The following is a 26,279-nucleotide window of genomic DNA, read 5'->3' on the forward strand; positions in this document are numbered from 1 at the left end:
CCGTGCCCCCTTTGCCTCGCTCAGTCCTCGCCCATATCGGCGTGAAACAGGATTTCACGCGCCGCCACCGCATGGCCGGGATCAATCTCCGCCTCGCCGGCATAGGCGATGAGCAGTTCTTGGTGGTTGATCAGATGGTCGAGCAGCGCCACATGAAAGGCGGCCGAGCCCACCGCCCCGCGCAGATCCCCGGGCGAGAGGCCGCTCTCCGCCAAAAAGGGACCGATGCGCTCGGGATCGCTCGCGAGAAAGGCGAGGGCGCCGAGGGCGACCTGCCGGGCGGCCTCGACCTGGGTGGGTGTACGGGAGTTGCGGCTTTTCATTTCCGGTTCCGTAAGGAATGGGTGGGTAAAGCTAGGGCATCGACCGGCGGATGGGCGAGCGATTCCGGCTCGCCAGAACGTGCCGTCGTCGCAAGGACCGTCGAGCAATGCCCAAGACCGTTCTGATCGTCGAGGACAATGAGCTCAACATGAAGCTCTTCAACGATCTGCTCGAAGCCCATGGCTATATCACGGTTGGCACGCGCAATGGCATCGAGGCCATGGACCTGACGCGCAAGCACCGGCCGGACCTGATCCTGATGGATATCCAGCTTCCCGAAGTTTCAGGCCTCGACGTGACCCGCGCGCTCAAGGCCGATCCGGAGCTGAAGGCGATTCCCGTCATCGCCGTCACCGCCTTCGCCATGAAGGGCGACGAGGAACGCATCCGCGAGGGCGGCTGCGAGGCCTATCTTTCCAAGCCGATCTCGGTAGCGAAATTTCTGGAGACCGTGCGCCAGTTCGCCCCGCTTCCCTGAAGGGCGGGCCGGGGACACGACGGGCCCCGCCACTGCCACCGCGAATCAGCCGCGAATCCCCGTTGCAATTGGCGCCGGTTCGGATAGGCTTTTCGCGGTATCCGTTCCCCTGCGGAGTGCTCGGGTCCGCCGCATCTCCCGGGTCCGTAGGGTTTGGTCGGCGGGCGGTGTCTACGGATGGCCTCTCCGTTCACTGCCCGCCGATTCCAGCCTCGTCCCCGCGGATAGCTCCCCCAAATTCAATTCCAGGACGAGCGGTCCGCCCCCAACAGAACAGGCGGTCCTCGCCAGAACACGACAGGCGGTTCGCGTCAGGCGCGTGCGGCCAAAAGAAAAGGCGCCTCGCGGCGCCTTTTGCGTCTCGGGCAAGGCCCGTATGGCGGCTCAGATCACTTGATCTTGCCTTCGCGGAACTCGACATGCTTGCGAGCGACCGGGTCGTACTTCTTGACCACGAGCTTGTCCGTCATGGTGCGCGAGTTCTTCTTGGTCACGTAAAAGAAGCCGGTGTCGGCGCTCGACACGAGCTTGATCTTGATGGTCGTTGCCTTGGCCATGACCGGGTCTCCTGGAGCGTGGCTCTCGAACGTGGGGGCGCCACGCCGAAGTAAACGGGTTCGCGCGGCAGTTCCGCCGCTCGTTGCGCGTCCGTATCCGTGATCGGCGCGCGAATGTCAAGGAAGCGCGGTCAGCGATCGCGCCAAATCTGCCCGGCGACCACCAGCACATAAAGCAGGAGGAAGGCGCCGATCGCCCAGGCGAAGCCGTGCGGATCGACCAGTTGCATGCTGCCGCCGACGGCGGTTGGCCCCACCGTCAGGCCGATGGAATAGAGCATCACGAAGGCCGCATTGGCGGTGGCGAGCGCGGCCCCGTTGAAGCGCGCACCGAGCAGGGCGAGGCCGACCGTGTAGAGGCCGGCGACGATTCCCGTGGTGAAGAACGCCGCGATCCACATCGCCCAGCTGTCGATGGCGAGGTGCGGGATCAGGAAGGAGCCGAGCACGCCGACGATTCCACAGCCGAGCAGAAGCCGGCGCCGGTCGACCCTGTCGCTCAGCAGGCCGAGCGGCAGTTGCAGGGCGACATTGCCAAGCTCGGCGATGGTGAGCAGTAGCGCGGCTTCGCCGGCATCCAGCCCACGCCGCAGGCCGTAGAGCGGCAGGAAATTGATCATCCCCGTCTCCACAGCCCCGAAAATGAAAGCGGCGAGGGTAGCCGCAGGGGCGATCCGCATGAGCGTCCACACGCCGCCGCCGGAATGGTCTTCCTCGATGGCCGGCGCGCCGGCCGCGCCGATCAGCACCGGGATGCCGGCCAGTGCGAAGAAGACGGCACCGCAGACATAGGGCGCCCAGCCCTGCGTCCCCACCAGGCTGAGGATCGCGGGACCTCCGGCGAAACCCATCGACAGCACCGTCCCGTAAATGCCGATGACCAGCCCGCGCCGGTGGTTCGGCGATGCGGCGTTGATCCAGAACTCGCTGACCACGAACAGCACGCACAGCGCCGCCCCGAAGATGAAGCGCAGCGGAAACCACAGCACGAAGGACGCGGTGACCTTGAAGGCGAGCAGGCTCACCGCCGCGCTGAGGAGGGCCGCCAGCAGCAACGGCCCGGCGCCGATGCGGCGCACCAGCTTTGGCAGGAAGGGCGCGAGCACGATCGTGGCGAGCCCGCCCACCGCCGTGTTGATGCCGATCCATGTCGAGGAGATGCCCCGGTCGTGCAGCTCGAACGCAAGCAGCGGAATGGAGAGCGCAAGACCTAGCCCCACCACTGATATGGCAGCGATGGCCGCCGCGATGGAGGCGACATTTACGGGAGGCGAGAGGGCGGGGACATGCATGACGGGCACCTGGCGCGGGACATCGATTCCCGGACCGCTGCCACTAGCCGATGGACGGCAAAAGTCGAATGACTTTTGGAAATGACTTCATGTGGGAAATTTGTACCGCCCCGCGCGGCTCACGCGATGGTTTCGCGCAAGACCTTTCCGGCGCGGGAGAAATAGAACGGCACCGGCTGCCAGGGCCGGTTGCCGCCAGCGAGGCGCGCCGCAACCTCGTCAAGAATGGCCCGGGTGATGGCCGGCACCTCGGCGGCCCGCGCCTCCTCGAACGAGAACCATCCGGCCTCGACGAATTCGGCGTCGGGGCCGACCACGCCCTCCAGCCGGTGCGCCACCTGCGCGACATCCGCCATGAAGAAGCGGGTATCGAACCGGCGGGCAAGGCGCGGCGGGGTGACCGCGCGCGCCACGAAGGTCAACGCCTCCAGATTGGGAAACAGTCCGGCCTCGCCAAAGGCACTCCACGTCCCCGGAAGCCGGCCGGGATCGCCGGCCTCGTCCGTGCCGAGCAGGAGGCCGGTCTCCTCGCAGGTTTCCCGTATGGCCGCCAGCGCGAGGGCTCGGGCACGACCGGGGCTGGGGCGGGCGACGCGGGCGAGCAGGCGGCGCTCGCTCTCCGGGTCGAGCATGCCATAAACCGGGACCCGCCGGTCCACCGCATCGACCCGCCCGCCCGGAAACACGTATTTGCCCGGCATGAAGCGCAGCGCCGGGTTGCGGCGTCCGAGCAGGACGCGGGGCGTCCGTTTCGAGCGGTCCACCAGAATCAGCGCAGCGGCGTCGGTCGGGCGAACGAGCGGATGCACCGCGTCAGGGCGGTCGCGCGGAAAATGCTCGGAGACGTCGGTCAGGCTCATGAAAATCGGATGCCGGTGAAGTCAGCTGTGTCGGGCGGACGGGCCGGCAAGCGCCACCTCGTTCCGGCGGCTCGGGGGCTCGGGCTCATACTCGGAATCGGTCGGGTCGAACCCGTGCATGTGCAGTGCCCACTGAAAGGCGATGAGCGCGCCTTTGATCGGCGGCAGCAGCAGCAGCGACAGGATCACCGTCATCGGCAGCCAGATGACCAGGTGAATCCACAGGGCCGGGTGCAGCGCCATCTCCACCGCCAGCAGCAGCGGCACGACGATATGGCCGACGATGGTGATCACCATGTAAGGCGGCGCATCGTCGGCGCGGTGGTGCCAGAACTCTTCACCGCAGTCCGGACAGTGCTCGTTCACCTTGAGGTAGGCGCAGAACATCGCCCCCTTGCCGCAGGCGGGGCAGCGCAGGCGGAAGCCGTTCATCATGGCCGGCCCGACCGGGCGGTGGGGCTTGTGGGCGTGATCCTGCATGGCGTGGTGCCTCCGGCGCTATTTGCGCTTGCCGATGCGCCTCGGTCCGTGGGGGCGCTCGTCCGGCCTTCCGTAACGCCCGCGTCCGCCGCCGGGACGGCGCTTGTCGGGCGCAACGAACCTCCCCTCTGATAGTAGCTCGAACCGCAGCGCGCCAGCCACCGGCGCCGCTTCAACGAGCTTCACTTCGACGCGGTCGCCGAGCCGGTGCATCTCGCCGGTGCGCTCGCCGACGAGGGCGTGGCGTACTTCGTCATAGCGATAATAGTCCTGCCCGAGGGTAACGGCGGCGATGAAACCGTCGGCGCCGGTGTCGTTGAGCGCGACGAACAGCCCGGCCTTGGTGACGCCGGAAATGCGGGCCTTGAAGGTGGCGCCGATCTGCTCGGCCATGTGGTGGGCGATCAGCCGGTCGATGGTCTCGCGCTCGGCCGCCATGGCCCGGCGCTCGCTGGCGGAAATGCGCGCGGCGATCTCGGCCAGTTGTTCGGGCGTCATGGTTTCCGGCAGCCCGTCGCGCCCAAGGCCAAGCGCTCGCACCAGCGCCCGATGCACGATGAGGTCGGCATAGCGGCGGATGGGCGAGGTGAAATGCGCGTAACGGCGCAGGTGCAGGCCGAAATGGCCGTAATTCTCGTTGGCGTACTCTGCCTGCGCCTGGCTGCGCAGGATCACCTGATTGACCAGCGGCGCCAGTTCCGAGCCGGCGACGCGGGCGAGAATGTCGTTGAGCTGGGCCGGTTGAATGCTGTCGGTCTTCGCCAGCTTGATGTCGAGCGTCTGCAGAAAGTCCCGCAGGCCGGACATTTTCTCCAGCGAAGGCTGGTCGTGAACGCGGTAGATCAGCGGGATGTGCTTCTCTTCCAGCGTCTCGGCTGCGGCGACGTTGGCGAGGATCATGAACTCCTCGATCAGCCGGTGGGCGTCGAGCCGCTCGGGGACGATCACCTTGTCGACCGTGCCGTCCGGCTTCAGCAGGATCTTGCGCTCGGGCAGGTCTAGGTCCAGCGGGGCGCGGATGTCGCGGGCCTTCTTCACCACGCCATAGGCCGCCCAGAGCGGGCGCAGCACGTCTTCCAGCAGCGGTCCGGTGATATCGTCGAGGCGCCCGTCGATCGCCGCCTGCGCCTGCGCATAGGCGAGCTTGGCAGCCGAGCGCATCATGATGCGGTGGAAGACGTGGCGCTTCTTGCGACCATTGGCGCCGATCACCATGCGTACCGCCAGCGCCGGGCGATCTTCCAGCGGGCGCAGCGAGCACAGGTCGTTGGAAATGCGCTCGGGCAGCATTGGCACGACACGGTCGGGAAAATAGACCGAATTGCCGCGCGCCAGCGCTTCGCGGTCCAGCCCGCTGCCCGGGCGGACATAGGCCGCCACATCGGCGATGGCGACAGTGACGATGAAGCCGCCCTCATTGTCCGGGTCGAGGTCCGGCGCCGCATGCACGGCGTCGTCATGGTCCTTGGCGTCGGGCGGGTCGATGGTGACAAGGGGAAGGTCGCGCCAGTCCTCGCGGCCGGCCAGCGTGGCGGCCTTGGCGGCTTCCGCCTCTGCCAGTGCCTCGCGTCGAAACACGCTGGGAATGCCGTGAGCGTGGATGGCGATGAGGCTGATGGCCTTTTCGGTGGAAACCGAGCCGAGACGCTCCTTCACCTTGGCAGTGGGCAGGCCATAGGCATGGTGGCGCACGATTTCGACCGAGACGAGGTCGCCTTCCTGCGCGTCGCTGGCGAAGTCGGGCGGGATGGACAGTTCGCGACCCATATTGCGCTTGTCGATGGGGATGAGACGGCCGCCACCCTGAGCATCGCGGCGGAAGATGCCGAGGGTGAGAGAGCGGGCCTTCTCAAGCAGCTTGAGCACGACGCCATTGTGGCGGATGGGGCCATCCGCCTCGGCAATCTCCTCGGTCTTCAGCAGCACCCGGTCGCCGAGGGCGGGCGCGGGACCGGCAAGCCGGCCGCGACGTGCGAGGCGCACCAGGATGCGCGGCGCCTCGCCATTCTCCTCTGTGTCCCAGTCCACCGGCGTGGCGATGAGTTCGCCGTCCTCGTCGCGCTCGACAATTTCTGACATCACCACGGCGGGGAGGGCGCCCGGCAGGTGGATCTTGCGGCGCTTGGTTCCCAGCACGCCCTCGTCGGCTAGCTCGCGCAGCAGCGACTTGAGCGCGATGCGGTCGCCACCGTCGAGGCCGAAAGCGCGCGAAATCTCCCGCTTGCCGACATCGCCGCCATGCGCGGCGATGAACGTCATCAACTCCTCGCGACCGGGCAGGCCCTTTGTGAGGCCGGCGGGCAGGACCGGGCGGGCGGGCTTGCGCCCTTTGGCTTTTATTGGCTTACGCACGATTCACCGCGAGTGGGAGGGGCAGCCCAAGGCTAGCGGCATAGACGCCTCGCGTCGACCGGCGTGGCTGGCTTCCCCATAGGCAACCTGTCGACAGCGCTTGCAATTCGGACCCGATGGGACAAGTTTGCCGGCCTTTCGCGGCGCATCGAGGCGCCGATTTGGATTCTGTACCATGGATGCCCGCGCGCCAGAGGCCGTCGACGCCCCTCTTTCCCATGCCGATATCCGCGTCATCGTGATCGGCGTCATGGTCGCGATGTTTCTGAGCGCCCTGGACCAGACAATCATCGCAACGGCTCTGCCGACGATCGGCGCGGGGTTCGGCGACCTCGAAAATCTGTCCTGGGTCGTCACCGCCTATCTGCTTACCGGCACGGCGATCACCCCGCTGGTCGGCAAGCTGGCGGATATTCACGGTCCGCGCCCGGTGTTGCTGGTGGCCATCGGCACGTTCCTGATCGGCTCGGTGCTGTGCGCCACGGCGCAGAGCATGCCATGGCTGATCGTGGCGCGCGCGGTGCAGGGGCTGGGGGGCGGCGGGCTGATCGCGCTGGCGCAAACCATCATCGGCATTCTGATCGCGCCGCGCGAACGGGGCCGGTATCAAGGCTATTTCGCCATCGTTTTCATTACATCGAGCATTGCCGGCCCGATCCTCGGCGGCTTCTTCGCCGAGCATCTGCACTGGTCGCTGATCTTCTGGATCAACGTGCCGCTCGGCCTTGTGGCGGCGGCGATGAGCGACCGGGCGCTGCGGCGCCTGCCGGCGCACCACCATCCCCACCGGCTCGACATTCTCGGGGCGCTGCTGATGTGCGCGGGCACCGTCTCGCTGCTGATGGCGCTGAGCTGGGGCGGGACCTATTTTCCCTGGCTCTCGCTCCCGGTCTTTGCCCTGGTCATGGCGGCGGTGGTGCTGTGGATCGGGTTCGCCTTTCGCGTGGCAACGGCAAGTGAGCCTCTCGTGCCCCTGACGGTGCTGTCGAACCAGGTGGTCCGCACCGGCGTGCCCTCGGCCGCCTTCGCCATGGGAACGCTGGTCGGCCTCTCCATCCAGATGCCGCTTTATCTCGAAGGCGTCATGGGGCTGACGGCGTCGGAATCAGGCGTGGCGTTGATCCCGCTGATGGCCGGCGTCGTGGTCGGAGCAACGGGGGCGGGCCGGGTGATGGGCCATTTCACCCATTACAAGCGCCTGCCGATCATCGGTCTTCTGGCGAGCATCGCGGCGCTGGGTGTCCTGGCGCTGGTGCCGCTCGGCATGCCGATCTACGCCGTTGCCATCGCCATGGGTATTGCTGGTATGGGGCTGGGTACGGTGTTGCCGGTCTCCACGGTCGCCATCCAGAACGCCGTGCCGCTGCCGCAGATGGGCACGGCGACGGGCGTGGTGAACCTTTTTCGCTCGCTCGGCGCGGCCGTGCTCACCGCCGGCTTCGGCGCCATCGTGATCAGCATGTCGGGCATCGAGACCAGCGCGCTTCTGGAGCGGTTGCTGGAAGGGCGGGCGCAGGTGGCGCCGCTCGCCGGCGCGTTCCGCTGGGTGTTCGTCGCGGCGGCGGCTTCGCTGCTGGTCTCGCTCATCGCGATGATGGCCATGGAAGAGCGCCCGCTGCGCTCGGGCCACTCCCCGGCGCCCCTGCCGGAGTGATCCGGCGGGGCCGGCAGCCGGCGCTCAGGCGCCAGCCGCTTTCTTGACCGCTGCCTTTTTGGCAGCCGGCTTCTTTGCTGCAGACTTTTTGGCGGCGGGCTTCTTCGTCGCCGTCTCGTTGCCGGCAGACTTGGCCGCTGCCTTGGCCGGCGCCCGGCGCGCCGGCTTGACGGGCATGGTGGCGGCCTTGGCGGTGATGAGTTCTACCGCCTGCTCCAGCGTCACCGCGTCCTGCTCGATGCTCTTGGGCAGCGTGGCGTTGACCTTGCCATGGTTCACATAGGCGCCGAACCGGCCCGGACGCACCGTTATCGGCCCTCCCAGCGTGGGATGCTCGCCCAGCTCGCGCCCGCCGACCGCGCCGCGCCGGCCGGGGCCCTTGCTCTGCTTGTCAGCGATCAAAGCCACCGCGCGGTTCAGCCCGATCGCCAGGATATCGTCGCCCGGCTCGATATTCGCGTAGGTCTTGCCGTGCTGGACATAGGGCCCGAAGCGGCCGATGCCGGCGAGAATGGGCTCGCCGGTCTCGGGATGACTGCCGATCTCGCGTGGCAGGGAGAGCAGCGAGAGCGCCGTGTCGATATCCACATCGGCGGGTGCGAGCCCCTTGGGCAAGCTGGAGCGCTTGGGCTTCTCGCCGTCCTTGGCCTCGCCGAGCTGGAGATAGGTGCCAAAGCGCCCGGCGCGGATCGTCACCTCCAGCCCGGAGACCGGATCGGTGCCGAGAACCCGCGTGCCATTGCCCTCGCCGCCATTCTCGTCGTCACCGCCCTGAACCGCGAGCGGACGGGTGTACTTGCACTCGGGATAGTTCGAGCAGCCGATGAAGGCGCCGAACTTGCCGACCTTCAGCGAGAGCCGGCCGGTGCCGCATGTCGGGCAGATGCGCGGGTCGGCGCCGTCTTCCCGGGGCGGAAAGATGTGCGCGGTCAGCATGCCGTCCAGCGCCGAGATGACGTCGGAGACGCGCAGTTCCTTTGTCTCGCCGACGGCCGCCGCGAAATCGCGCCAGAAGTCCCGGAGCACGTCCTTCCATTGCAGCTCGCCATTGGAGATGCGGTCGAGCTTCTCCTCAAGGTCGGCGGTGAAGTCGTACTCGACATAGCGGTCGAAGAAGCTCTCTAGGAAGGCGGTGACGAGCCGTCCCTTGTCCTCCGGCACCAGCCGGCGCTTGTCGATCTTCACATATTCACGGTCGCGCAGCACGGCGAGCACGGAGGCATAAGTCGAGGGTCGACCGATGCCGAGCTCTTCCATGCGCTTGACGAGCGAGGCTTCCGAATAGCGCGGCGGCGGCTCGGTGAAATGCTGGTCGGCCTTGATGCCCTTGCTGGCCAGCGCTTCACCAGCCGACATGGCCGGCAGCCGGCGGCTTTCCTCGTCCTCCTCGCCATCGTCGCTGCTCTCGCGGTAGACGGTGAGGAAGCCGTCGAATTTCACAACCGTGCCGGTGGCGCGCAGCTCAAGCGCGCGCCCGGCGGCGGCGGCCTCGATGTCAACGGTGGTGCGCTCCAGCTCGGCCGATTCCATCTGGCTGGCGATGGTGCGCAGCCAGATCAGCTCATAAAGCTTCGCCTGGTCGGGCTCCAGTTGGCGGGCGACATCCTTGGGCCGGCGCGCAAGTTCGGTCGGGCGGATCGCCTCATGCGCCTCCTGGGCGTTCTTCGCCTTGGCGGTGTATTTGCGCGGGGCGGAGGGAACGTAGCGGTCGCCATATTCGCGCCCGATGACCGTGCGCGCCTCGGCCACCGCTTCCGGCGCCATATCGACGCCATCGGTTCGCATATAGGTGATGAGGCCGACCGTCTCGCCGCCCACATCAATGCCTTCATACAGCCGCTGCGCGATCCGCATGGTGATGGCCGGAGCCAGGCCGAGCTTGCGGCTTGCCTCCTGCTGCAGGGTCGAGGTGGTGAAGGGCGGCGAGGGGTGCCGGCGGGCCGGCTTCGCCTCGACCGACTGCACCTTGAAGGCGGCACGCTCCAGCGCGGCGCGAAAATCCTGCGCCTCCGCCTCCGTGCCCACGTCGAGCCGGGTGATCTTCTTGCCGTCGGCGCCGACGAGGCGGGCCTCGAACGTCTCCTGCCGTGGCGTCGCCAGCTGGGCGGCGATGGACCAGTATTCGCGGCGGACGAAGGTTTCGATCTCGCGTTCGCGGTCGCAGACGAGGCGCAGCGCAACCGACTGCACGCGCCCGGCCGAACGCGCGCCCGGCAGCTTGCGCCAGAGCACCGGCGACAGCGTGAAGCCGACGAGATAGTCCAGCGCCCGGCGGGCGAGATACGCATCGACCAGCGCCGCGTCGATGATGCGCGGATGCTTCATCGCGTCCAGCACCGACTGCTTGGTGATGGCGTTGAACACCACGCGGGAGACCGGCTGGTCCTTGAGCGCGCGCTTTTCCTTCAGCACCTCCAGAACGTGCCAGGAGATGGCCTCGCCCTCGCGATCCGGATCGGTGGCGAGGATAAGTCCATCCGCCCCCTTCACCGCCTTGGCGATATCCGACAGCCGCTTCTGGGCCTTGGGATCGACATCCCAGAGCATGCGGAAATCATCTTCGGGGTCGACGGAGCCGTCCTTGGCCGGAAGGTCGCGTACGTGCCCATACGAGGCGTAAACCTCGTAGCCCGATCCGAGATATTTATTGATCGTCTTCGCCTTTGCAGGCGATTCGACGATGACGACCTGCATGTGCGCGCCACGTCCGTTGAGGGTCCAGCCCGAAGAGGCGGGAAAATGGGGTAGTGGCCCCGGTGTGTCAAATGCCAAGCAGGACCCATGCCGCAGATCGTCGCGCCGATGCGGCCCCACACTGACGAAGCGGGACGGATTTCGGTCGAAGAGATGAGGTCGGCGTGCCTATGCCGCAACCGCATGCATCTTATAGTAGTATGATGTTTTATTATGCACGCATTGAGCGTGACAGTCGCGGTGCCTGTGCTACGTTTCCAATCCCGGCCATTCAGCAACGGACGCCCTGACGTGACTGACAATGACTGGGCGCGCGCACCTGCAAAAGACGCGGCCGATTATATCGCCACACTCGCCCATGAGTTGGCCGCCATGGCAGCCCAGAACCGGCTGGATGTGTTGCGCTATCTGCTGGAAATGGCCCGCGACGAGGCTCGGTCGGTGGTAGGAGCCGAACTGGAACCGCGCGAGGAGGGGTAGAGCCGTCCCTTATCCTCCCGCCACAACCTGAGCGGGCGAAACCTCGCGCAAAAAGCCTGCGCGCAAACTAGACCAGAAGCGAAACGCTGCCGTCTCTGTGGCGCTCCAGCCGGCCGGCCAGTTCGAGTTCGAGCAGCAGGATCTGCACCTCGCTGACCCTGGCGCCCGACAAGACGACGAGTTCGTCGACCTGCAACGGTGACGGGCCCAGAAGCGTCAGCATCTGCGTCCGCATATCATCGCTCGGCTCGCCGGTGTCCATCGCCAGCGTATCCTCTTCGACACTCAGAGGCGGCGGCCGGTTGCGCAGCATGGCGAGCGCTTCCAGCACGTCTTCGGCGCCTGTCACCAGAGCGGCGCCCTGCTTGATGAGCGCATTGGTGCCGCCTGCTCGTGGATCGAGCGGGGAGCCGGGAACTGCGAGCACCTCGCGCCCCTGCTCGCCGGCGAGGCGGGCGGTGATCAAGGAGCCGGAACGCTCGGCCGCCTCCACCACTACGACCCCAAGCGACAGGCCGGAGACCAGCCGGTTGCGCCGGGGGAAATCGCGGGCGCGGGGCTCCCACCCCATCGGCATTTCCGAGAGGATGACGCCCTCCTGCGCGATACGCTCCATAAGCGCCTCGTTCTCGCGCGGATAGGGCCGGTCATGGCCACCGGCGATCACGGCAATGGTGCCGGTGCCGAGGCTCGCCTCATGGGCGGCGGCGTCGATGCCGCGCGCCAGTCCCGAGGCGATGACCCACCCGGCCGCACCCAGGCCGCGCGCCATCCGCAGTGTGATGGTGCGCCCCGCGCCGGAGGCATTGCGTGCGCCAACGATGGCGACGGTCGGGCGGGCGTGAAGCTCGCTATTCCCGCGCACTGCGAGAAGGGGCGGGGCGTCGTCGATCTGGCGCAGAAGCTCGGGATAGTCGCTCTCGCCCAACGCAATGAAGCGTCCCCCAAGGCGCGCGAGCGCCTCGATCTCGGCCTCGGCCTGCGCGATGCTGGGCACGCGCGGGGCGAGCAGGCCGCCGCCCCGCCGGGCGAGCGCGGGAAGCGCGTCGAGCGCGGCTGCGGCGCCGCCGAATCGGTTGATCAAACTGCGAAAGGCACGCGGGCCGACATTCTCGGCACGGATCAGGCGGAGCCAGTCGCGGCGCTGTTCCGGATCGAGATGAACGCCGCGCCCGCCCAAGCGCTATCCTTTCTTGCCGATGCGGCCTTCCGTGCCCTCCAGCAAGCGACGGATATTGGCGCGGTGCATGAACCACAGCAGGGCAGCCAGAATCGCCAGCAGCAGGCCGGTTTGCGGCGAGCCGATGAGGAACGCGACAAGCACGGTGAGCACGCTCGCCACCAGCGCGGCCAGGGAAGAGAAGCGGGTGACGAAGGCCACGGCGAGCCAGGCGGCGACAAACGCCAATGCGGCAGGCCAGGCCAGCGCCAGCGTCACGCCGAGAAAGGTCGCGACACCCTTGCCGCCCTTGAAACCGAGCCAGACCGGGAAGAGATGGCCGAAAAAAGCGCCCAAGGCCGCCAGCAGCGCCGCTTCAGGGCCGAGCAGCCAGTTGGCGAGCAGCACGGCAACCGTGCCCTTCAGCGCATCGCCCAGCAGCGTGGCGGCGGCGAGGCCCTTGCGGCCGGTGCGCAGCACGTTGGTGGCGCCGATATTGCCGGAGCCGATGCTGCGAATGTCCTGTGTGCCGGCGAGCCGGGTCAGGATGAGGCCGAAGGGGATCGATCCGAGCGCATAGCCGATAAGCAGCGCGGCGAGGCTCGACAGCGGGGGCAGGGACCAGTTCATGCCTGCGACCTTACAGACTTCCAAGGGAATGCACAGATGGGCGCTCGCGGTCGGCGGCGTTCGTCACACGTATTCATATACCGTGCGGCCGGCGACCAGCGTCCGCACCACGCGGCCCTCGAAGCGCGCCTCGTCGAAGGGCGTGTTGCGGCACCGCGACTTCAGCGTCAGCGGATCGAGGATCCACGCCTCGTCCAGCGCGAGAAGGGCGATATCGGCCCGCGCCCCGGGCCTCAGCGTGCCGCCGGGCAGGCCAAGCCGTTCTGCCGGGCGGGTGGACATGGCGCGGACCAGCGTCATCAGGTCGAGCATGCCCGAGGTGACGAGGCGAAGGCCGGCGGCGAGCATCGTCTCCAGTCCCACCGCGCCGAACGCCGCCTCGGAGAAGGGCAGGCGCTTCACTTCCACATCCTGCGGGTTGTGGTCGGAGACGATGATGTCGATCAGCCCTTCGGCGACGGCCTGCACCAGCGCGACGCGGTCGTCCTCGGCGCGTAGCGGCGGAGTCAGCTTGAAGAAGGTGCGGTAGCCGACCACGTCGCGCTCGTTGAGCGTGAGATGGTTGATCGAGGCGGAGGCGGTGACGTCGACGCCGGCGTCCTTGGCGCGGCGCAGCACTTCCAGCGAATCGGCGCAGGTGAGCGAGGCCGCGTGGTAGCGTCCGCCGGTGATGGCGGCGAGGCGCACGTCACGCTCGAAGATGATGGTTTCCGCCGCCTTGGACAGGCCGGCGAGGCCGAGGCGTGAAGCCAGTTCGCCCTCGTTCATGACGCCTTCGCCGGCGAGGCTGGCATCCTGCGTGTGGTGAACGATGAGGGCGCCGAAGTCGCGGCCATAGGTCAGCGCGCGGCGCAGCACCTGCGCCGAACCGATGGAGCGCGTGCCGTCGGTAAACGCCACCGCGCCGGCCTCGCCGAGCAGGCCGATCTCGGTCATCTCGCGGCCTTCGAGGCCCTTGGTAAGGGCCGCCATGGGATGGACATTGACGATCGCGGTGTCGCGCGCCCGCCGCAGGATAAAGTCGACGATGGCGGGATCGTCGATGACGGGGTCGGTGTCGGGCTGGCAGATGATGGTGGTGACGCCGCCCGCCGCTGCCGCCTGGCTGGCGGAAGCGAGCGTCTCGCGGTGCTCGGCCCCGGGCTCGCCGATGAAGGCGCGCATGTCGACAAGGCCGGGAATCGCAACGAGTTGGCGGCAGTCGATGATCTCGGTATCGGGCGGAAGGCCGGCTCCGAGGTTTGGCGCGATGTCCTTGATCACGCCATCGGCGATCAGGATGTCGCCACGGGTGTCGAGGTCGCGCGAGGGGTCGATAAGGCGCGCCTTGGACAGCAGGATGGGGCGGGGCTCATGCATTGGGCAGGTTCCCCGGCAGGGTGCGCGAGAGCGCGTCCAACACCGCCATGCGGACGGCGACGCCCATCTCGACCTGTTCGCGGATGAGCGACTGGGCGCCATCGGCCACCGCCGAATCGATCTCGACGCCGCGATTCATCGGGCCGGGATGCATCACAAGTGCGTCCGGTTTGGCGAAGCGCAACTTGGCCTCGTCCAGCCCCCAGAAATGGAAATACTCTTTTACCGAAGGGACATAGGAGCCGTTCATGCGCTCGCGCTGGAGCCGCAGCATCATGACGATGTCGACATCGGCAAGCCCGGTCCGCATGTCGCCATGGACCGCGACGCCGAAGCGCTCGATGTCCTTCGGCAACAGCGTGGGCGGGGCGACGACCCGCACCTGCGCGCCAAGCGCTTGAAGCAGAAGGATGTTCGAGCGGGCGACGCGCGAGTGGGTGATGTCGCCGCAGATCGCCACCGTCAGGCCCTGGATTCGGCCTTTGTTTCGGCGGATGGTCAGCGCGTCGAGCAGCGCCTGCGTCGGGTGCTCATGCGCGCCGTCGCCGGCATTGACCACCGCGCAGTCGACCTTGCGGGCGAGCAGTTCCACCGCCCCGGAGGCGCTGTGGCGCACGATCAGCACGTCCGGGTGCATGGCGTTGAGCGTCGCGGCGGTATCGATGAGCGTCTCGCCCTTCTTCAACGAAGAGGTGCTGACCGACATGTTCATCACGTCGGCGCCGAGGCGCTTGCCGGCGATCTCGAACGAGGCCTGGGTGCGGGTGGAGGCCTCGAAGAACAGGTTGATCTGGGTGCGCCCGCGCAGCGTCGCCCGTTTCTTCTCCACCTGGCGGTTGAGAAGCACGAACTCCTCGGCGAGGTCGAGCAGGCCGACGATCTCCTGCGGAGACAGGCCCTCGATGCCGAGCAGGTGGCGGCGCTGGAGGGTGAAGCTGGCGTTCGGGTTCGATGTCATATCGAAGTCGGCTGGTTAGAGGCAGCGGAGGCCCTCCGCAAGCATATTAGCGCTCTGTCCCGCTTTTCGCTTACAGCAGCGCCACGGTCGCGATCACCAGCGGCATGGTAACGGCAGCGAGAAGTGTCTGCACGGTGAGGATTTCCGCCAGCAGCGGCGCGTCGCCGCCCATTTGCCGCGCCAGCACATAGCCGTTCGGGGCGGAGGGCACGGAGGCGCCGACGGCGACGATAAGCAGATCCACCTCGCGCAGGCCGAGGACGAACCCGATTGTCACGGCGATCGCCGGCAGCAGGGCCAGCTTGATCACGCAGGTGAACCAGGTCGCGGCCCGCGGGCGTCGCAGGTCTCCCAGGCGCAGGCCGGCCCCCACCACCAGCAGGCCCAGCGCCAGCGAGGAGCGCCCCAGAATGTCGCCAAAGGTCATGAGCACCGGCGGGATCGGCAGGTTCAGCGCATTGATGAGCGCGCCGGCGGCGCAGGACCAGATGAACGGGTTCCGTACAATCTGCAGCAGCAGCAGGCGGTTACTTGTGCCGCCATTCTCGCCATGGCGGGCCAGCACGATGACGCTGAGCGTGTTGAGCACGGGAATCATCACCGCCAGCCCGACGGCGGCGACCGCCAGCCCCTTGGGGCCGGCGAGCGAGCCCGAGACGGCGAGGGCGATATAGGTGTTCCAGCGTAGGGCGCCCTGGAAGACCGAGGTGTAGCTCGGCCCAGGCAGGTGAAAAGCGCGGCAGATCGGGTGGCGGGCCAGGGTGATGAGCAGCCCCGTCAGGCCGATGGCGCCTAGCAGCGCGGTCGACACTTCCATCACCGCCACCTCGCCCAGATCCGCCGTCGCAATGCTGACGACGAGCAGGGCGGGAAACAGGACGAAATAGGTCAGCCGCTCCAGCGCGATCCAGTGCGAGGCCTCGGGGAGCAGCCCGCGCTTGAGCGCAGCACCCAGAGCGATGACGAGGAAGACCGGCACCAGCGCGCCGAGCACAGCGGACATGTCAGCCCGGCTCCATGGAATAAGGATCAGCCATTGCCGGCGATGAAGCGCAGCCGGTCCAGCGCGCCCTGCAGGATGAAGACGGCGGCCTGCTGGTCCACCACCTCGGCCCGCCGCGCCCGGCTCATGTCCATGGCGATCATGTCGCGCTCGACGGCGGCGGTGGACAGGCGCTCGTCCCACAGGATGATCGGCAACTCGGTCAGCCGGGCGAGGTTGCGAGCGAAGGCGCGCGAGGACTGTGCGCGCGGGCCCTCGCTGCCATCCATGTTGACCGGCAGGCCGATGACGATGCCGATTGCCCCGCGTGCCGCGCCCAGCGCCAGCAGGCGCGCGGCATCGGGGGTGAACTGCTTGCGGGCAATGGTCTCCACCGGGGCGGCGAGCCGCCGGTCGGGATCGGAACTGGCGACGCCGATGGTCTTGGTGCCGAGATCGAGCCCGATCAGCCCGCCACGAAGGGGCAGGAGTGGCGCGGCGTCGGTGACGGTGAGAATTGCAGCGACCATGATGGCGCTCGCCTAGCATGGCGAGCGGCGCGGCGCCATCGCCGGGCCGGCCCAGGCAGGCGGGGGCGAGACGTCACCGCGCCCAAAAGCCGGCGCGGTGCTTGTGCGGCGGCGCACGTGCCCTATGTTCCCCCGCGCTCCACCTGCAATGAATGAGGCTCGGCGATGAAGATCACCTGGTTCGGCCACGCGGCGTTTCGGCTCGATTTCGCGGACACGGCGGTGCTGATCGACCCGTTTCTGACGGGCAATCCGGCCTTTAGCGGCGATTTCGGCGAGGCAACGGCGGATGTCTCGCATGTGCTGCTGACACATGGACATGGCGACCATGTCGGCGACAGCGTGGCCATCGCGCGGGCCAACGAGGCGACGGTCGTGGCCAATGCCGATCTCGCCGGCTGGCTTGGCCAGCAGGGCGTTGCCCGGCTGGAGCCGATGAACACCGGCGGGACGGTGCATTTCGACGGATTCACCGTGAGCATGGTGCGAGCCGACCACTCCTCCGGCATGATGGAGGACGGGCGCACCGTTTATCTCGGCAATGCCAACGGCATCATCGTCAAGGCGCCCGGCGAGCCCACTGTCTGGCACATGGGCGATACCGACATTTTTTCCGACATGGGCCTCATCGCCGAACTGCACAGGCCGGACGTGGTGATCGTGCCGATCGGCGACCGCTTCACCATGGGGCCGGAACTGGCGTCGGTGGCGGTGTCGCGCTATCTCGGCGGCCTCTCCATCATCCCGGCGCACTACGCCTCGTTCGGCCTGCTGGAGCCCGGTGCCGAGCGATTCGTCGCCCTGGTAGGCGAGGAAGCGACAGTGGTGGTGCCGGAAAAGGGCGTGCCGGTCGCGTTCTCACGGGGCTGAGCCCGGCTCAGGGGGCGTCGATGGCGGCGAGGCCGGCGCGCACCGCCACCATCTGGCGCACCAGCGCCATGGCGACGAACTGTTCCAGCGCGTCGATGAGGGCCGGCTGCGGCAGTACGCCCGGCCCGCGACTACCCTGTTCCTCCACCCGCCGGACCAACCCTGCGGCGGCGGCATCCTGAACGATGCCGACGACATGCGAGCGGGAGATGCGGAACGAGCGCGCCAGCTGCGAAATCGACATCGGCTGGCCGGTCAGCCCGATGCCGAACAGCGCGAGGGCGATTAGCAGCCCACCGTCCCGCTCGGCGAATTGTCCGATGGCCGGAATGTCGAAGGCGGGACGCCACCCGACCCGCAGCGGCTCAAGCAAGGCGCGGACGAAGGCTGCAAGGAAGACCGGGTCGTCCAGATGGCGCAAACCCCGCTCGCCTTCCTCGGGCACGACGAGGGCGAGGGTGTTGAGCATGGTGCGCCAGCGCTCGCGGTGGATCGACATCAGCTTCTCGGTGACGACAAGGCGCCGGCGGCGCCCGTCGCTGTCCGGCGCTGGCGCGATCATGCCGAACACCCGGAAAGCCGCGAGTATGGCGCCGACGCGGCCTGGGCTGCACACATCGAGCGAGATCGCCTCCGCCTTCAGCCGACCCGTGGTCAGGCCGGGGGAGCCGGGTTTCTCGAAATGCATGTCCAGAATCAGCAGCGAGAGCACGAACCGGCCGCGGTCGTTGAGCAGGCGGGTGAGCAGCAGATTGCCACGGTAGGAGTCGCTGATGTTGATTGCCGCCTGCCGCGCAATCCAGGGGAAATCCGGCCGGGCCCGAAGCCGGGCGCGTTCCTGCGGTTCGCCCGGCATCAGGCCGTCGAATCGGCGAAGAGTGGAATCGCCGGTCCGGACCGTGGCTGAATCACGCGCAACCATTCTTCTCCTCGTAACCTTCCGTTGCGACCAATAATCGACATTGCCGGGCGCCACAAATCGCTCAATGTAGCGTCGGGGTCTCCTGGCGGGATCCAGAACAGGACATGATCAAAATGAGCCACCAATCTCGCGTCTTCCCGCTTGCGCGCCGCCTCGTGCCGGCCGCCTTCTGCGGCGGGCTGCTGGTCGCTCTCGCCGTGGGCGGCTCCGCCCCCGCCGATGCAGCCGTGATTTACTGCACCTCGCCGGGCTTTCCGGTGGGATGCGTGGTTCGCGCGACTCCCTATGCCGCGCCCGCCGCACGGGCGGCCGTTTATTGCACGCGCCCCGGCTTCCCCGCCGGCTGCACCGCCGGCGCCAATGTCAATGCACGCGCCGTCGCCCGGCCCGGTCCGGGCGTCAACGTGAATGGCGGCGTGAACCGGGCAGGCGTGCGCTGAAGGTACTACTACCATGGAGATTATCATGATGCTTCGCTCCTTTGCCCGCGCAGCCGGGCTGTCCACGGCGGCATGTGCCGCGCTCGTGCTGATGGCCAGCGGCGGGGCCCGTGCCGACCAGGCGGCGGGAAATGCCTGCGCCGCCTCGCTGACGGCGGACGGCAAGGCGATCTACGCGGCGGTGATGGCGGCGGGCGATAGCGGCGACCTGCGCACTATCGTCACCGATACCACCAAGTCGCTCGCCATGTCCGGCCAGATCGACCGCGGCAGTGCCCGCTCCAACGCCGAGGCCGCCGGCCAGTGCCTGGAGCAGGCGCGCTCCTGACACGATCTAACCCGGCCGTTAGACGGCCGGTTCTTGCCTGAAGAAGGCGCGCTCCCGGCGCGCCGGCCGGCCGCTAGACGGCCGGTCTCCGCCTGAGAAAGGGGCGCCACTGGCGCGCCGACCGGCATCCAGTCCCCGCCATTGATGTGGCGAGCGTAGCGCCGCGCGTTGCGGGGCGCGGTGCGTGCCTGCTATAGGGCGCGCATCGGTTTCAGTGGATTGGGATTTCGGATGTCGGTCGATCAGGCGACGGTCCGGCGGGTGGCGCATCTGGCGCGCATCGCCGTGACAGAGGACGAGGTGGCCCATCTCCAGGGCGAGCTCAACGCCATCCTCGCCTTCGTGGAGCAACTCGGCGAGGTCGACACCTCAGGCGTCGAGCCCATGACCAGCGTCATCCCGATGACCCTGCCACTGCGCGCGGATGTGGTGAGCGACGGTGGCTATGCCGAGCGTGTGCTCGCCAACGCCCCGGCGGCCGACGACGGCTTCTTCGCCGTCCCGAAAGTGGTGGAGTGAGCGAGATGAGCCACGCACGCCACGAACTCACCCGCCTGACCCTCACCGCCGCCCATGAAGGGCTGAGCGAGGGCCATTTCACCGCCACCGAGCTGACGCAGGCCTATCTCAGTGCCATCGAGGCGGCCGGCGACCTCAACGCCTATGTGCTGACCACGCCGGATAAGGCGCTGGAGATGGCCAAGGCCAGCGATGCGCGCTACACCGCCGGCGAGGCCGGCCCGCTGGAAGGCATTCCGCTCGGGATCAAGGACATGTTCGCCACCGAGGGCGTGCGGACCACGGCCTGCTCGAACATCCTCAAGAACTTCGTGCCCCCCTATGAATCGACCGTCACTTCCCGGCTGTGGAAGGATGGCGCGGTGCTGCTGGGCAAGCTGAACCAGGACGAGTTCGCCATGGGCTCGTCTACCGAATCGAGCGCCTTCGGCGCGGCGGTGAACCCGTGGCGGCGGAGGGGCTCGTCGCAGAAGCTGGTGCCCGGCGGTTCTTCCGGCGGCTCGGCGGCGGCAGTGGCGGCGCATATCTGCGCCGGGGCGGCCGGCACCGACACCGGCGGCTCGATCCGGCAGCCGGCGGCCTTCACCGGCACGGTCGGCATCAAGCCGACTTATGGCCGCTGCTCGCGCTGGGGCGTCGTCGCCTATGCCTCCTCGCTCGACCAGGCCGGGCCGATCGCCCGCTCGGTGAACGATGCCGCTCTGCTGCTGCGCTCCATGGCCGGCCACGACCCCAAGGATTCCACCAGCGTGGACCTGGCCGTGCCCGATTACGAAGCCGCGGTTGGCGCCTCGGTGAAGGGTAAGCGGATCGGCATTCCCCGCGAATACCGGGTCGAGGGCATGTCGCCGGAGATCGCCGCGCTGTGGGACAGGGGTGCCGACATGCTGCGCGATGCCGGCGCGGAGGTCGTCGACATCAGCCTGCCGCACACCAAATACGCGCTGCCGGCCTATTACATCGTCGCGCTGGCGGAAGCCTCTTCCAACCTCGCCCGCTATGACGGCGTGCGCTATGGCGAGCGGGTGGCCGGTCGCGACATCGTCGACATGTATGAGAAGACCCGCGCCGCCGGCTTTGGCGACGAGGTGCGCCGGCGCATCATGGTCGGCACCTATGTGCTCTCGGCCGGTTACTACGATGCCTATTACCTGAAAGCCCAGAAGGTCCGCACGCTGATCAAGCGCGACTTCGAGACCGTCTTTGCCGAGGGCATCGACGCCGTGCTCGCGCCGGCCACGCCCTCGCCCGCCTTTGGCATCGGCGAGAAGTCGGGCGCCGATCCCGTGGAGATGTATCTGCAGGACGTGTTCACGGTGACGCTGAACATGGCCGGCCTGCCGGGCATCGCGGTGCCGGCGGGGCTCTCCTCCGACGGGCTGCCGCTCGGCCTGCAACTGATCGGCCGCCCCTTCGGCGAGGAGGGGCTTTTCGCACTCGGCCAAGTGATCGAGGAGGCCGCCGGCCGCTTTGAGATCACCGAGCGCTGGTGGGAGTGAGGCATGCCGCGCCTGCCCGCCAATGAGCGCTCCCTCGCGCCCTTTCGGGCGGAGATCGATGCTATCGACGCCGCGATCGTTGAACTGCTGGCCCGGCGCTTCGAGGTGGTCAAGCATGTCATCGCGGTGAAGAAGGTGGAGGGCCTCGCCGCCTTCCTGCCCGAGCGTGTCGAGGACGTGATCGCAAAGGTCAGCGCCCATGCCGAGACACAGGGCGTGCCGCCCGAACTGGTGGAAAAGCTCTGGCGACAGCTCATCGAGTGGGTGATCGCCTATGAGAACGAGCGGCTGGGCTGACCTCAGCCGTTCCGGTCTATCCGGCGGCCGGTGACGGCGCGTCGTCGCCCTTCCAGGCCTCGAACAGCGCGGCGTTGCGGCAGAAGCCGGGCACCGGAGCGTCGCCGGCACCTGCGTCTGTTGCCGGTGCGCCGAACCAGCGGTGGCAGTCGGGAGCATTGCGGCAGCCGAGGCAGCGCTGCGCGCCGGCCAGCACCTCCTGGGGGGCGTCGGCAATTTGCGCCGGGAGGTCCACGCCGGCATGGGCAGCCATGGCGAGGAAGAGCGCGAGGCGCTCGTCTATCGTATCGACATCCATGGCCATTCTCCCCGTCTGCAGGGAGAGTGCCGGCGCGCGCACGCACCGGCGTTGATCTGGCGCAAAGAGCCAGCAACAGGACGCCGGAGCCGCAGAGGCGGCCCCGGCCGTGCCGTGTTACCGGACCATGAGCGGGTCGCCGAGACCGACGACGTAGAAGCCCAGCAGCAGCAGCGTTCCGGCGACGATGAGATAATAGATCGTCGGCAGGATGGTGATGCGCAGCGTTGCGCCCTCGCGGCCGAGTAGGCCGACCGTGGCGGAGGCGGCGACGACGTTGTGGATAGCGATCATGTTGCCGGCAGCGGCGCCGACCGACTGGCCCGCCACCATCAGCGCCGAGGAGATGCCCAGGCCCTGCGCTACCGAGAACTGGAACTGGCTCAGCATGAGGTTGCTGACCGTGTTCGAGCCGGCAAGGAACGCGCCGAGCGCGCCGATGGTCGGGGCGAAGACCGGGTAGACCGCGCCGACCTGCTCCGACACCCATTCGGCGACCAGCACCGGCATGCTGTCCAGCCCATTGGCGTTGACGCCCGAATTGATCATCACCCGCACCATCGGCACGGTGAAGATCAGCACGAAGCCGGCGCCGATCAGCGTGCCGCTGCTCTCTCGCACGGCGGCGCCGAAGCCCGACAGCGGCATGCGGTGCAGCAGGACGGTAATCATGCAGATCATCACCAGCAGTCCGCCGGGCGAGAACAGCAGCGGGAAATCGCCGTTGATGCCCTGCTCGCCGAGAATGCCGGAGAAGGCCACCGTCGCCGATTTCAGCGCATTGCCGACGCCGGGCACCATGCGGCTGACCACAAGCACCACCGCCAGCAGCACATAGGGCGCCCAGGCGAGGGCAAGAGGGATGGTGCGCTTGGCGAGGCTGTCGAGGGTGATGTCGAGCTGGCCGAACCACTCCTTGGGCCATTCGGAAGGCGGTGCGAAGTCCCAGGACTTTTTCGGCACCAGGAAGCCGGCGCGCGCCGCCAGCGTCATGATGGCGAGCCCGATGAGACCGCCGAGCAGCGAGGGGAATTCCGCCCCGAGGAACGTCGCCGCCAGCACATAGGGCACCGTCATGGCGAAGGCGGCGAGGATGGCGAACGGCGCTGCCGACAGGCCTTCGGTCCAGGATTTGTTGCGGCCGAAGAAGCGGGTCATCACCATGATGAGGAACAGCGGCATCAGCGTGCCGCAGATGGCGTGGATGACCGCCACTTCCGTCGTGATGAGGTGGAAGAAGGTCGCCCAGCTGGAGCCCACATCGGTGAGCTGGGTGGTGATGGCTGCCTGGTCGAGCCCGGTCTGCACGCCGACGATGAGCGGGGTACCGACGGCGCCGAAGGACACCGGCGTCGACTGGATCATCATGCCGAAGACGACGGCAGCCATGGCCGGGAAGCCCACCGCCACCATCAGCGGGGCGGCGACGGCGGCAGGCGTGCCGAAGCCCGAGGCGCCCTCGATGAAGGAGCCGAACAGCCACGCGATGAGGATGACCTGGACGCGGCGATCAGAGCTGATCGAGGTGAAGCCGGCGCGGATGGTGGAAATGGCGCCCGAGTGCTTCAGCGTGTTGAGCAGCAGGATGGCACCGAAGATGATCCACAACAGGCCGGCGGTCTGCAGCAGTCCCTGCAGCGTTGACGCGGCAATCCGGTTGGCGCTGACGCCCCAGAACAGCAGGGCGATGACCACCGCCATCACATAAGTGATGGGCATGACGATGCGGGCGGCGATGCGAAAACCGATGAGCAAGACGCCTGCCGAAATGATCGGCAAAAAGGCAAGGAAGGCGAGCAGACCTGTCGACATCCCGATGTTTCCTCCTCTTGTCGCCGCCATTCTTCCGCCAGGAGCAACGACGGAGCGGCAACGTTGATTGGTGTGGACGCTCCTCCCGAGAGCCTGCGCACTGGTAATATATTCTAACCAGCTTCGCATCGGGCCCATGAATACGCGAGACAAAATGGCGTGTCCCCTTGTCCAATGGTCTATGAAAGCGGAAATCCGCCGTCTTCGACGCCAGCGCGCGGCGCGGGCCGGGCCATGCTGCGCCGCGCGAAACGGTTGTCAGGACCGGCGGGGGCGGGGTAGGGAACTGCCACTCCCGCGCTTTCGTGCAACCGCACGCCAGAACAGGTCCGTCCGATGAACATGCATTCCCGCCCCGCCGACCCGAAGAAGCTGATCAAGGGGGCCACCGGCGACTGGGAAATCGTGATCGGCATGGAGATCCATGCCCAGGTCACGTCGAACTCCAAGCTGTTCTCCGGCGCGTCGACCGAATTCGGCGCCGAGCCGAACGCCCATGTCTCGCTGGTCGACGCGGCGATGCCGGGCATGCTGCCGGTGATCAACGCCGAATGCGTGAAGCAGGCGGTGCGCACCGGCCTCGGGCTGAAGGCGCAGATCAACAAGCGCTCGGTGTTCGACCGCAAGAACTATTTCTACCCGGACCTGCCGCAGGGCTACCAGATCAGCCAGTTCAAGGACCCGATTGTCGGCGAGGGCATCGTGCTGGTCGACACCGCCGACGGGCAGATCGAGGTGGGTATCGAGCGCCTGCATCTGGAGCAGGACGCTGGCAAGTCGATCCACGACCAGCACCCGACGCTCTCGCTGGTCGATCTCAACCGCTCCGGCGTGGCGCTGATGGAGATCGTCTCCAAGCCGGACCTGCGCTCCTCGGAGGAGGCCAAGGCCTATGTGACCAAGCTGCGCACCATCCTGCGCTATCTCGGCACCTGCGACGGCGACATGGAAAAGGGCTCGCTGCGCGCCGACGTCAACGTCTCGGTGCGCAAGCCGGGCGACGATTTCGGTACGCGCTGCGAGATCAAGAACGTCAACTCCATCCGCTTCATCGGCCAGGCCATCGAGACCGAGGCCCGCCGGCAGATCGGCATCATCGAGGATGGCGGCACGATCGACCAGGAAACCCGCCTGTTCGACCCCGGCAAGGGCGAGACGCGCTCTATGCGCTCGAAGGAAGAAGCGCATGACTACCGCTACTTCCCCGATCCGGACCTGCTGCCGCTGGAGTTCGACGACGCCTTCGTGAGCGAGCTCGCCGCGCATCTGCCGGAACTGCCTGACGAGAAGAAGGCCCGCTTTGTCGCCGCCTACGGCCTTTCCGCCTATGACGCCGACGTGCTGGTGGCGGAGAAGGAGACCGCTGCCTATTACGAGTCCGCAGTGGCCCATGGCGGCGGTACGCGCGACGCCAAAGCGGTGGCCAACTGGATCATGGGCGACGTTTCCGCCTTCGCCAATGCCTCCGGCCTGTCCGTCTACGAGACCCACATCACCCCGGCGCAGATCGCCGGCCTGGTCGATCTCATCGCTGACGGCACCATCTCCGGCAAGATCGCCAAGGATGTGCTGGCAATCATCATCGCCGAGGACAAGGACGGCGACCCCCGCGCTCTTGTAGAGGCGCGCGGCATGAAGCAGGTGACGGATACCGGCGCCATTGAGGCGGCAGTGGACGCCATCATCGCCGCCAATCCCGACAAGGTGGCGCAGGTGATGGCCAAGCCGACCATGCTCGGCTGGTTTGTCGGCCAGGTGATGAAGCAGACCGGCGGCAAGGCCGCGCCGCAGGTGGTGAACGACCTGCTCAAGGCCAAGCTGGGCATTTGAGCCGCTGGCTCGTCAGCACGGCCGGAGCCTAATAACGCCCGCGCGGTGGGCTTGGGCGCCCGAGCCGCCTGACGTCATAGGGGCGGGCGCGGGCAGCAAGACGTGGATGTCCGGGACACGCCCGGGCATGACGGGGTGACGAGCAGAAGGGGGCAAGCGGATGGGTGTCGTCGAAGCGGATGAGGCAGATCGCCCGGTCTCCAGCATTGTCCTCATCGAGCCTGCCAACCGCGCCGACCTGCCGGCCATCGTCTCCATCCTCGCCCGCGAGACCCTGCTGGGCGTGCGCGACAGCGCCGATCCAGGCGCGTTTCCCGATTATGAGCGCGCCTTCGAGGAGATCGTTGCCGATCCGCGCACGACGCTCTACGTGGCGCGGCTGGAGGGGCAGGTGGTCGGCACGTTCCAGTTGATCTTCTTCCGCGCCCTTCTGCGCCACGGCGCGCTGCTAGCCCATGCCGAGGCGGTGCAGGTGGACCCGGAGGTGCGCGGCCACGGTGTCGGCCGGGCGATGATGGACTTCGCCATCGCCGAAGCGCGGCGCCGGGGCGCCGGCTCGCTGCAACTCGCCTCCAACAAGCAACGGCTCGACGCGCACCGCTTCTATGAGCGCGCTGGCTTCGAGAAGCGTCTCGACGGCTTCAAGATCGACCTTTCCGGCCACTGAGGCCGCCG

The 26,279-nt window shown here is 67.5% G+C and carries 27 protein-coding genes; 11 read left to right on the forward strand and 16 right to left on the reverse strand.

Translation table 11 applies throughout. From position 1 onward, the window contains the following. Window positions 1-20 precede the first annotated feature (20 nt). Window positions 21-323 carry a DUF3572 domain-containing protein gene (locus EV667_RS09610; protein WP_131835146.1) on the reverse strand — a complete coding sequence of 101 codons (303 nt, stop codon included), beginning with the start codon at window positions 321-323 and terminating at the stop codon, window positions 21-23. A gap of 107 nt (window positions 324-430) precedes the next feature. On the opposite strand from EV667_RS09610, the gene EV667_RS09615 reads away from it, so the two are divergent. After that, complete coding sequence (locus tag EV667_RS09615; protein WP_131835147.1) at window positions 431-802, forward strand: response regulator; 372 nt, start codon at window positions 431-433, stop codon at window positions 800-802. Between the two features lie 389 nt (window positions 803-1,191). Here EV667_RS09615 and rpmG read toward each other — a convergent pair whose 3' ends face one another. The 5 genes from rpmG to rnr form a co-directional block, all read right to left on the reverse strand. Then, window positions 1,192-1,359, reverse strand: coding sequence for a 50S ribosomal protein L33 (gene rpmG, locus EV667_RS09620; RefSeq protein WP_018390658.1), 168 nt, complete (start codon window positions 1,357-1,359; stop codon window positions 1,192-1,194). Window positions 1,360-1,490: 131 nt separating this feature from the next. Next, window positions 1,491-2,651: an MFS transporter gene (locus EV667_RS09625; protein ID WP_131835148.1), complete on the reverse strand. Its 1,161-nt coding sequence runs from the start codon at window positions 2,649-2,651 to the stop codon at window positions 1,491-1,493. Window positions 2,652-2,770: 119 nt separating this feature from the next. Beyond that, window positions 2,771-3,511 (reverse strand): NUDIX hydrolase, encoded by a 741-nt coding sequence (locus tag EV667_RS09630; RefSeq protein ID WP_131835149.1) that lies wholly within the window; start codon window positions 3,509-3,511, stop codon window positions 2,771-2,773. Between the two features lie 21 nt (window positions 3,512-3,532). Then, on the reverse strand, window positions 3,533-3,991 hold the full coding sequence (locus tag EV667_RS09635) for a DUF983 domain-containing protein (protein WP_131835150.1): 459 nt from the start codon (window positions 3,989-3,991) through the stop codon (window positions 3,533-3,535). Window positions 3,992-4,009: 18 nt separating this feature from the next. Beyond that, on the reverse strand, window positions 4,010-6,250 hold the full coding sequence (gene rnr, locus EV667_RS09640; RefSeq protein WP_131835151.1) for a ribonuclease R: 2,241 nt from the start codon (window positions 6,248-6,250) through the stop codon (window positions 4,010-4,012). A 268-nt stretch (window positions 6,251-6,518) separates the two neighbouring features. Here rnr and EV667_RS09645 point away from each other — a divergent pair, with 268 nt between their 5' ends. Next, window positions 6,519-7,997, forward strand: a complete 1,479-nt coding sequence (locus tag EV667_RS09645) for an MDR family MFS transporter (RefSeq protein ID WP_131835152.1) — start codon at window positions 6,519-6,521, stop codon at window positions 7,995-7,997. Between the two features lie 24 nt (window positions 7,998-8,021). Here the strand turns inward: EV667_RS09645 and topA are convergent, their stop codons facing one another. Next, window positions 8,022-10,691: a type I DNA topoisomerase gene (gene topA / locus EV667_RS09650; protein ID WP_131835153.1), complete on the reverse strand. Its 2,670-nt coding sequence runs from the start codon at window positions 10,689-10,691 to the stop codon at window positions 8,022-8,024. Between the two features lie 291 nt (window positions 10,692-10,982). On the opposite strand from topA, the gene EV667_RS09655 reads away from it, so the two are divergent. Continuing rightward, a complete protein-coding gene (locus EV667_RS09655) occupies window positions 10,983-11,171 on the forward strand; it encodes a hypothetical protein (RefSeq protein ID WP_131835154.1) in 189 nt (62 codons plus the stop codon). A 67-nt stretch (window positions 11,172-11,238) separates the two neighbouring features. Here the strand turns inward: EV667_RS09655 and dprA are convergent, their stop codons facing one another. The 6 genes from dprA to ruvX form a co-directional block, all read right to left on the reverse strand. After that, window positions 11,239-12,351, reverse strand: a complete 1,113-nt coding sequence (gene dprA / locus EV667_RS09660) for a DNA-processing protein DprA (protein WP_131835155.1) — start codon at window positions 12,349-12,351, stop codon at window positions 11,239-11,241. 3 nt (window positions 12,352-12,354) lie between these two features. Further along, the gene (gene plsY, locus EV667_RS09665; RefSeq protein WP_131835156.1) at window positions 12,355-12,960 is read right to left on the reverse strand and encodes a glycerol-3-phosphate 1-O-acyltransferase PlsY; all 606 of its coding nucleotides are present in this window, start codon (window positions 12,958-12,960) and stop codon (window positions 12,355-12,357) included. Between the two features lie 63 nt (window positions 12,961-13,023). After that, entirely contained in the window at window positions 13,024-14,319 is a 1,296-nt protein-coding gene (locus EV667_RS09670; RefSeq protein ID WP_131835157.1) for a dihydroorotase, read from the reverse strand. Further along, on the reverse strand, window positions 14,312-15,277 hold the full coding sequence (locus tag EV667_RS09675; RefSeq protein ID WP_131835158.1) for an aspartate carbamoyltransferase catalytic subunit: 966 nt from the start codon (window positions 15,275-15,277) through the stop codon (window positions 14,312-14,314). The genes EV667_RS09670 and EV667_RS09675 overlap by 8 nt, the downstream gene beginning before the upstream one ends. A gap of 70 nt (window positions 15,278-15,347) precedes the next feature. Beyond that, entirely contained in the window at window positions 15,348-16,280 is a 933-nt protein-coding gene (locus EV667_RS09680) for an AEC family transporter (protein WP_131835159.1), read from the reverse strand. A gap of 26 nt (window positions 16,281-16,306) precedes the next feature. After that, complete coding sequence (gene ruvX, locus EV667_RS09685) at window positions 16,307-16,789, reverse strand: Holliday junction resolvase RuvX (protein ID WP_131835160.1); 483 nt, start codon at window positions 16,787-16,789, stop codon at window positions 16,307-16,309. Between the two features lie 165 nt (window positions 16,790-16,954). On the opposite strand from ruvX, the gene EV667_RS09690 reads away from it, so the two are divergent. Further along, a complete protein-coding gene (locus EV667_RS09690; RefSeq protein WP_131835161.1) occupies window positions 16,955-17,659 on the forward strand; it encodes a metal-dependent hydrolase in 705 nt (234 codons plus the stop codon). A gap of 7 nt (window positions 17,660-17,666) precedes the next feature. Here EV667_RS09690 and EV667_RS09695 read toward each other — a convergent pair whose 3' ends face one another. Then, window positions 17,667-18,581 (reverse strand): MarR family transcriptional regulator, encoded by a 915-nt coding sequence (locus EV667_RS09695; RefSeq protein ID WP_131835162.1) that lies wholly within the window; start codon window positions 18,579-18,581, stop codon window positions 17,667-17,669. A 113-nt stretch (window positions 18,582-18,694) separates the two neighbouring features. Between EV667_RS09695 and EV667_RS09700 the strand changes: the two genes are divergently transcribed. The 5 genes from EV667_RS09700 to EV667_RS09720 all read left to right on the forward strand — a co-directional run bounded on the left by EV667_RS09700 (window position 18,695) and on the right by EV667_RS09720 (window position 21,664). Then, on the forward strand, window positions 18,695-19,021 hold the full coding sequence (locus tag EV667_RS09700) for a hypothetical protein (RefSeq protein ID WP_131835163.1): 327 nt from the start codon (window positions 18,695-18,697) through the stop codon (window positions 19,019-19,021). Window positions 19,022-19,046: 25 nt separating this feature from the next. After that, window positions 19,047-19,349 carry a hypothetical protein gene (locus tag EV667_RS09705; protein ID WP_131835164.1) on the forward strand — a complete coding sequence of 101 codons (303 nt, stop codon included), beginning with the start codon at window positions 19,047-19,049 and terminating at the stop codon, window positions 19,347-19,349. Window positions 19,350-19,580: 231 nt separating this feature from the next. Beyond that, a complete protein-coding gene (gene gatC, locus EV667_RS09710; protein ID WP_131835165.1) occupies window positions 19,581-19,868 on the forward strand; it encodes an Asp-tRNA(Asn)/Glu-tRNA(Gln) amidotransferase subunit GatC in 288 nt (95 codons plus the stop codon). A gap of 5 nt (window positions 19,869-19,873) precedes the next feature. Beyond that, the gene (gene gatA, locus EV667_RS09715; protein WP_131835166.1) at window positions 19,874-21,367 is read left to right on the forward strand and encodes an Asp-tRNA(Asn)/Glu-tRNA(Gln) amidotransferase subunit GatA; all 1,494 of its coding nucleotides are present in this window, start codon (window positions 19,874-19,876) and stop codon (window positions 21,365-21,367) included. Window positions 21,368-21,370: 3 nt separating this feature from the next. Continuing rightward, the gene (locus tag EV667_RS09720; protein WP_131835167.1) at window positions 21,371-21,664 is read left to right on the forward strand and encodes a chorismate mutase; all 294 of its coding nucleotides are present in this window, start codon (window positions 21,371-21,373) and stop codon (window positions 21,662-21,664) included. A 16-nt stretch (window positions 21,665-21,680) separates the two neighbouring features. On the opposite strand, the gene EV667_RS09725 is transcribed toward EV667_RS09720, so the two are convergent. Both EV667_RS09725 and EV667_RS09730 read right to left on the reverse strand, forming a co-directional pair. Further along, complete coding sequence (locus EV667_RS09725) at window positions 21,681-21,962, reverse strand: DUF6455 family protein (RefSeq protein ID WP_131835168.1); 282 nt, start codon at window positions 21,960-21,962, stop codon at window positions 21,681-21,683. A 117-nt stretch (window positions 21,963-22,079) separates the two neighbouring features. Then, window positions 22,080-23,774, reverse strand: a complete 1,695-nt coding sequence (locus tag EV667_RS09730) for an L-lactate permease (protein ID WP_131835169.1) — start codon at window positions 23,772-23,774, stop codon at window positions 22,080-22,082. A 336-nt stretch (window positions 23,775-24,110) separates the two neighbouring features. Here EV667_RS09730 and gatB point away from each other — a divergent pair, with 336 nt between their 5' ends. Beyond that, window positions 24,111-25,604 carry an Asp-tRNA(Asn)/Glu-tRNA(Gln) amidotransferase subunit GatB gene (gene gatB / locus EV667_RS09735; RefSeq protein WP_131835170.1) on the forward strand — a complete coding sequence of 498 codons (1,494 nt, stop codon included), beginning with the start codon at window positions 24,111-24,113 and terminating at the stop codon, window positions 25,602-25,604. Between the two features lie 160 nt (window positions 25,605-25,764). Further along, window positions 25,765-26,271, forward strand: a complete 507-nt coding sequence (locus EV667_RS09740; RefSeq protein ID WP_131835171.1) for a GNAT family N-acetyltransferase — start codon at window positions 25,765-25,767, stop codon at window positions 26,269-26,271. Window positions 26,272-26,279: the final 8 nt, after the last annotated feature.

Source organism: Ancylobacter aquaticus, from assembly GCF_004339465.1.
In the GTDB taxonomy this organism is placed as follows: Bacteria; Pseudomonadota; Alphaproteobacteria; order Rhizobiales; family Xanthobacteraceae; genus Ancylobacter; species Ancylobacter aquaticus.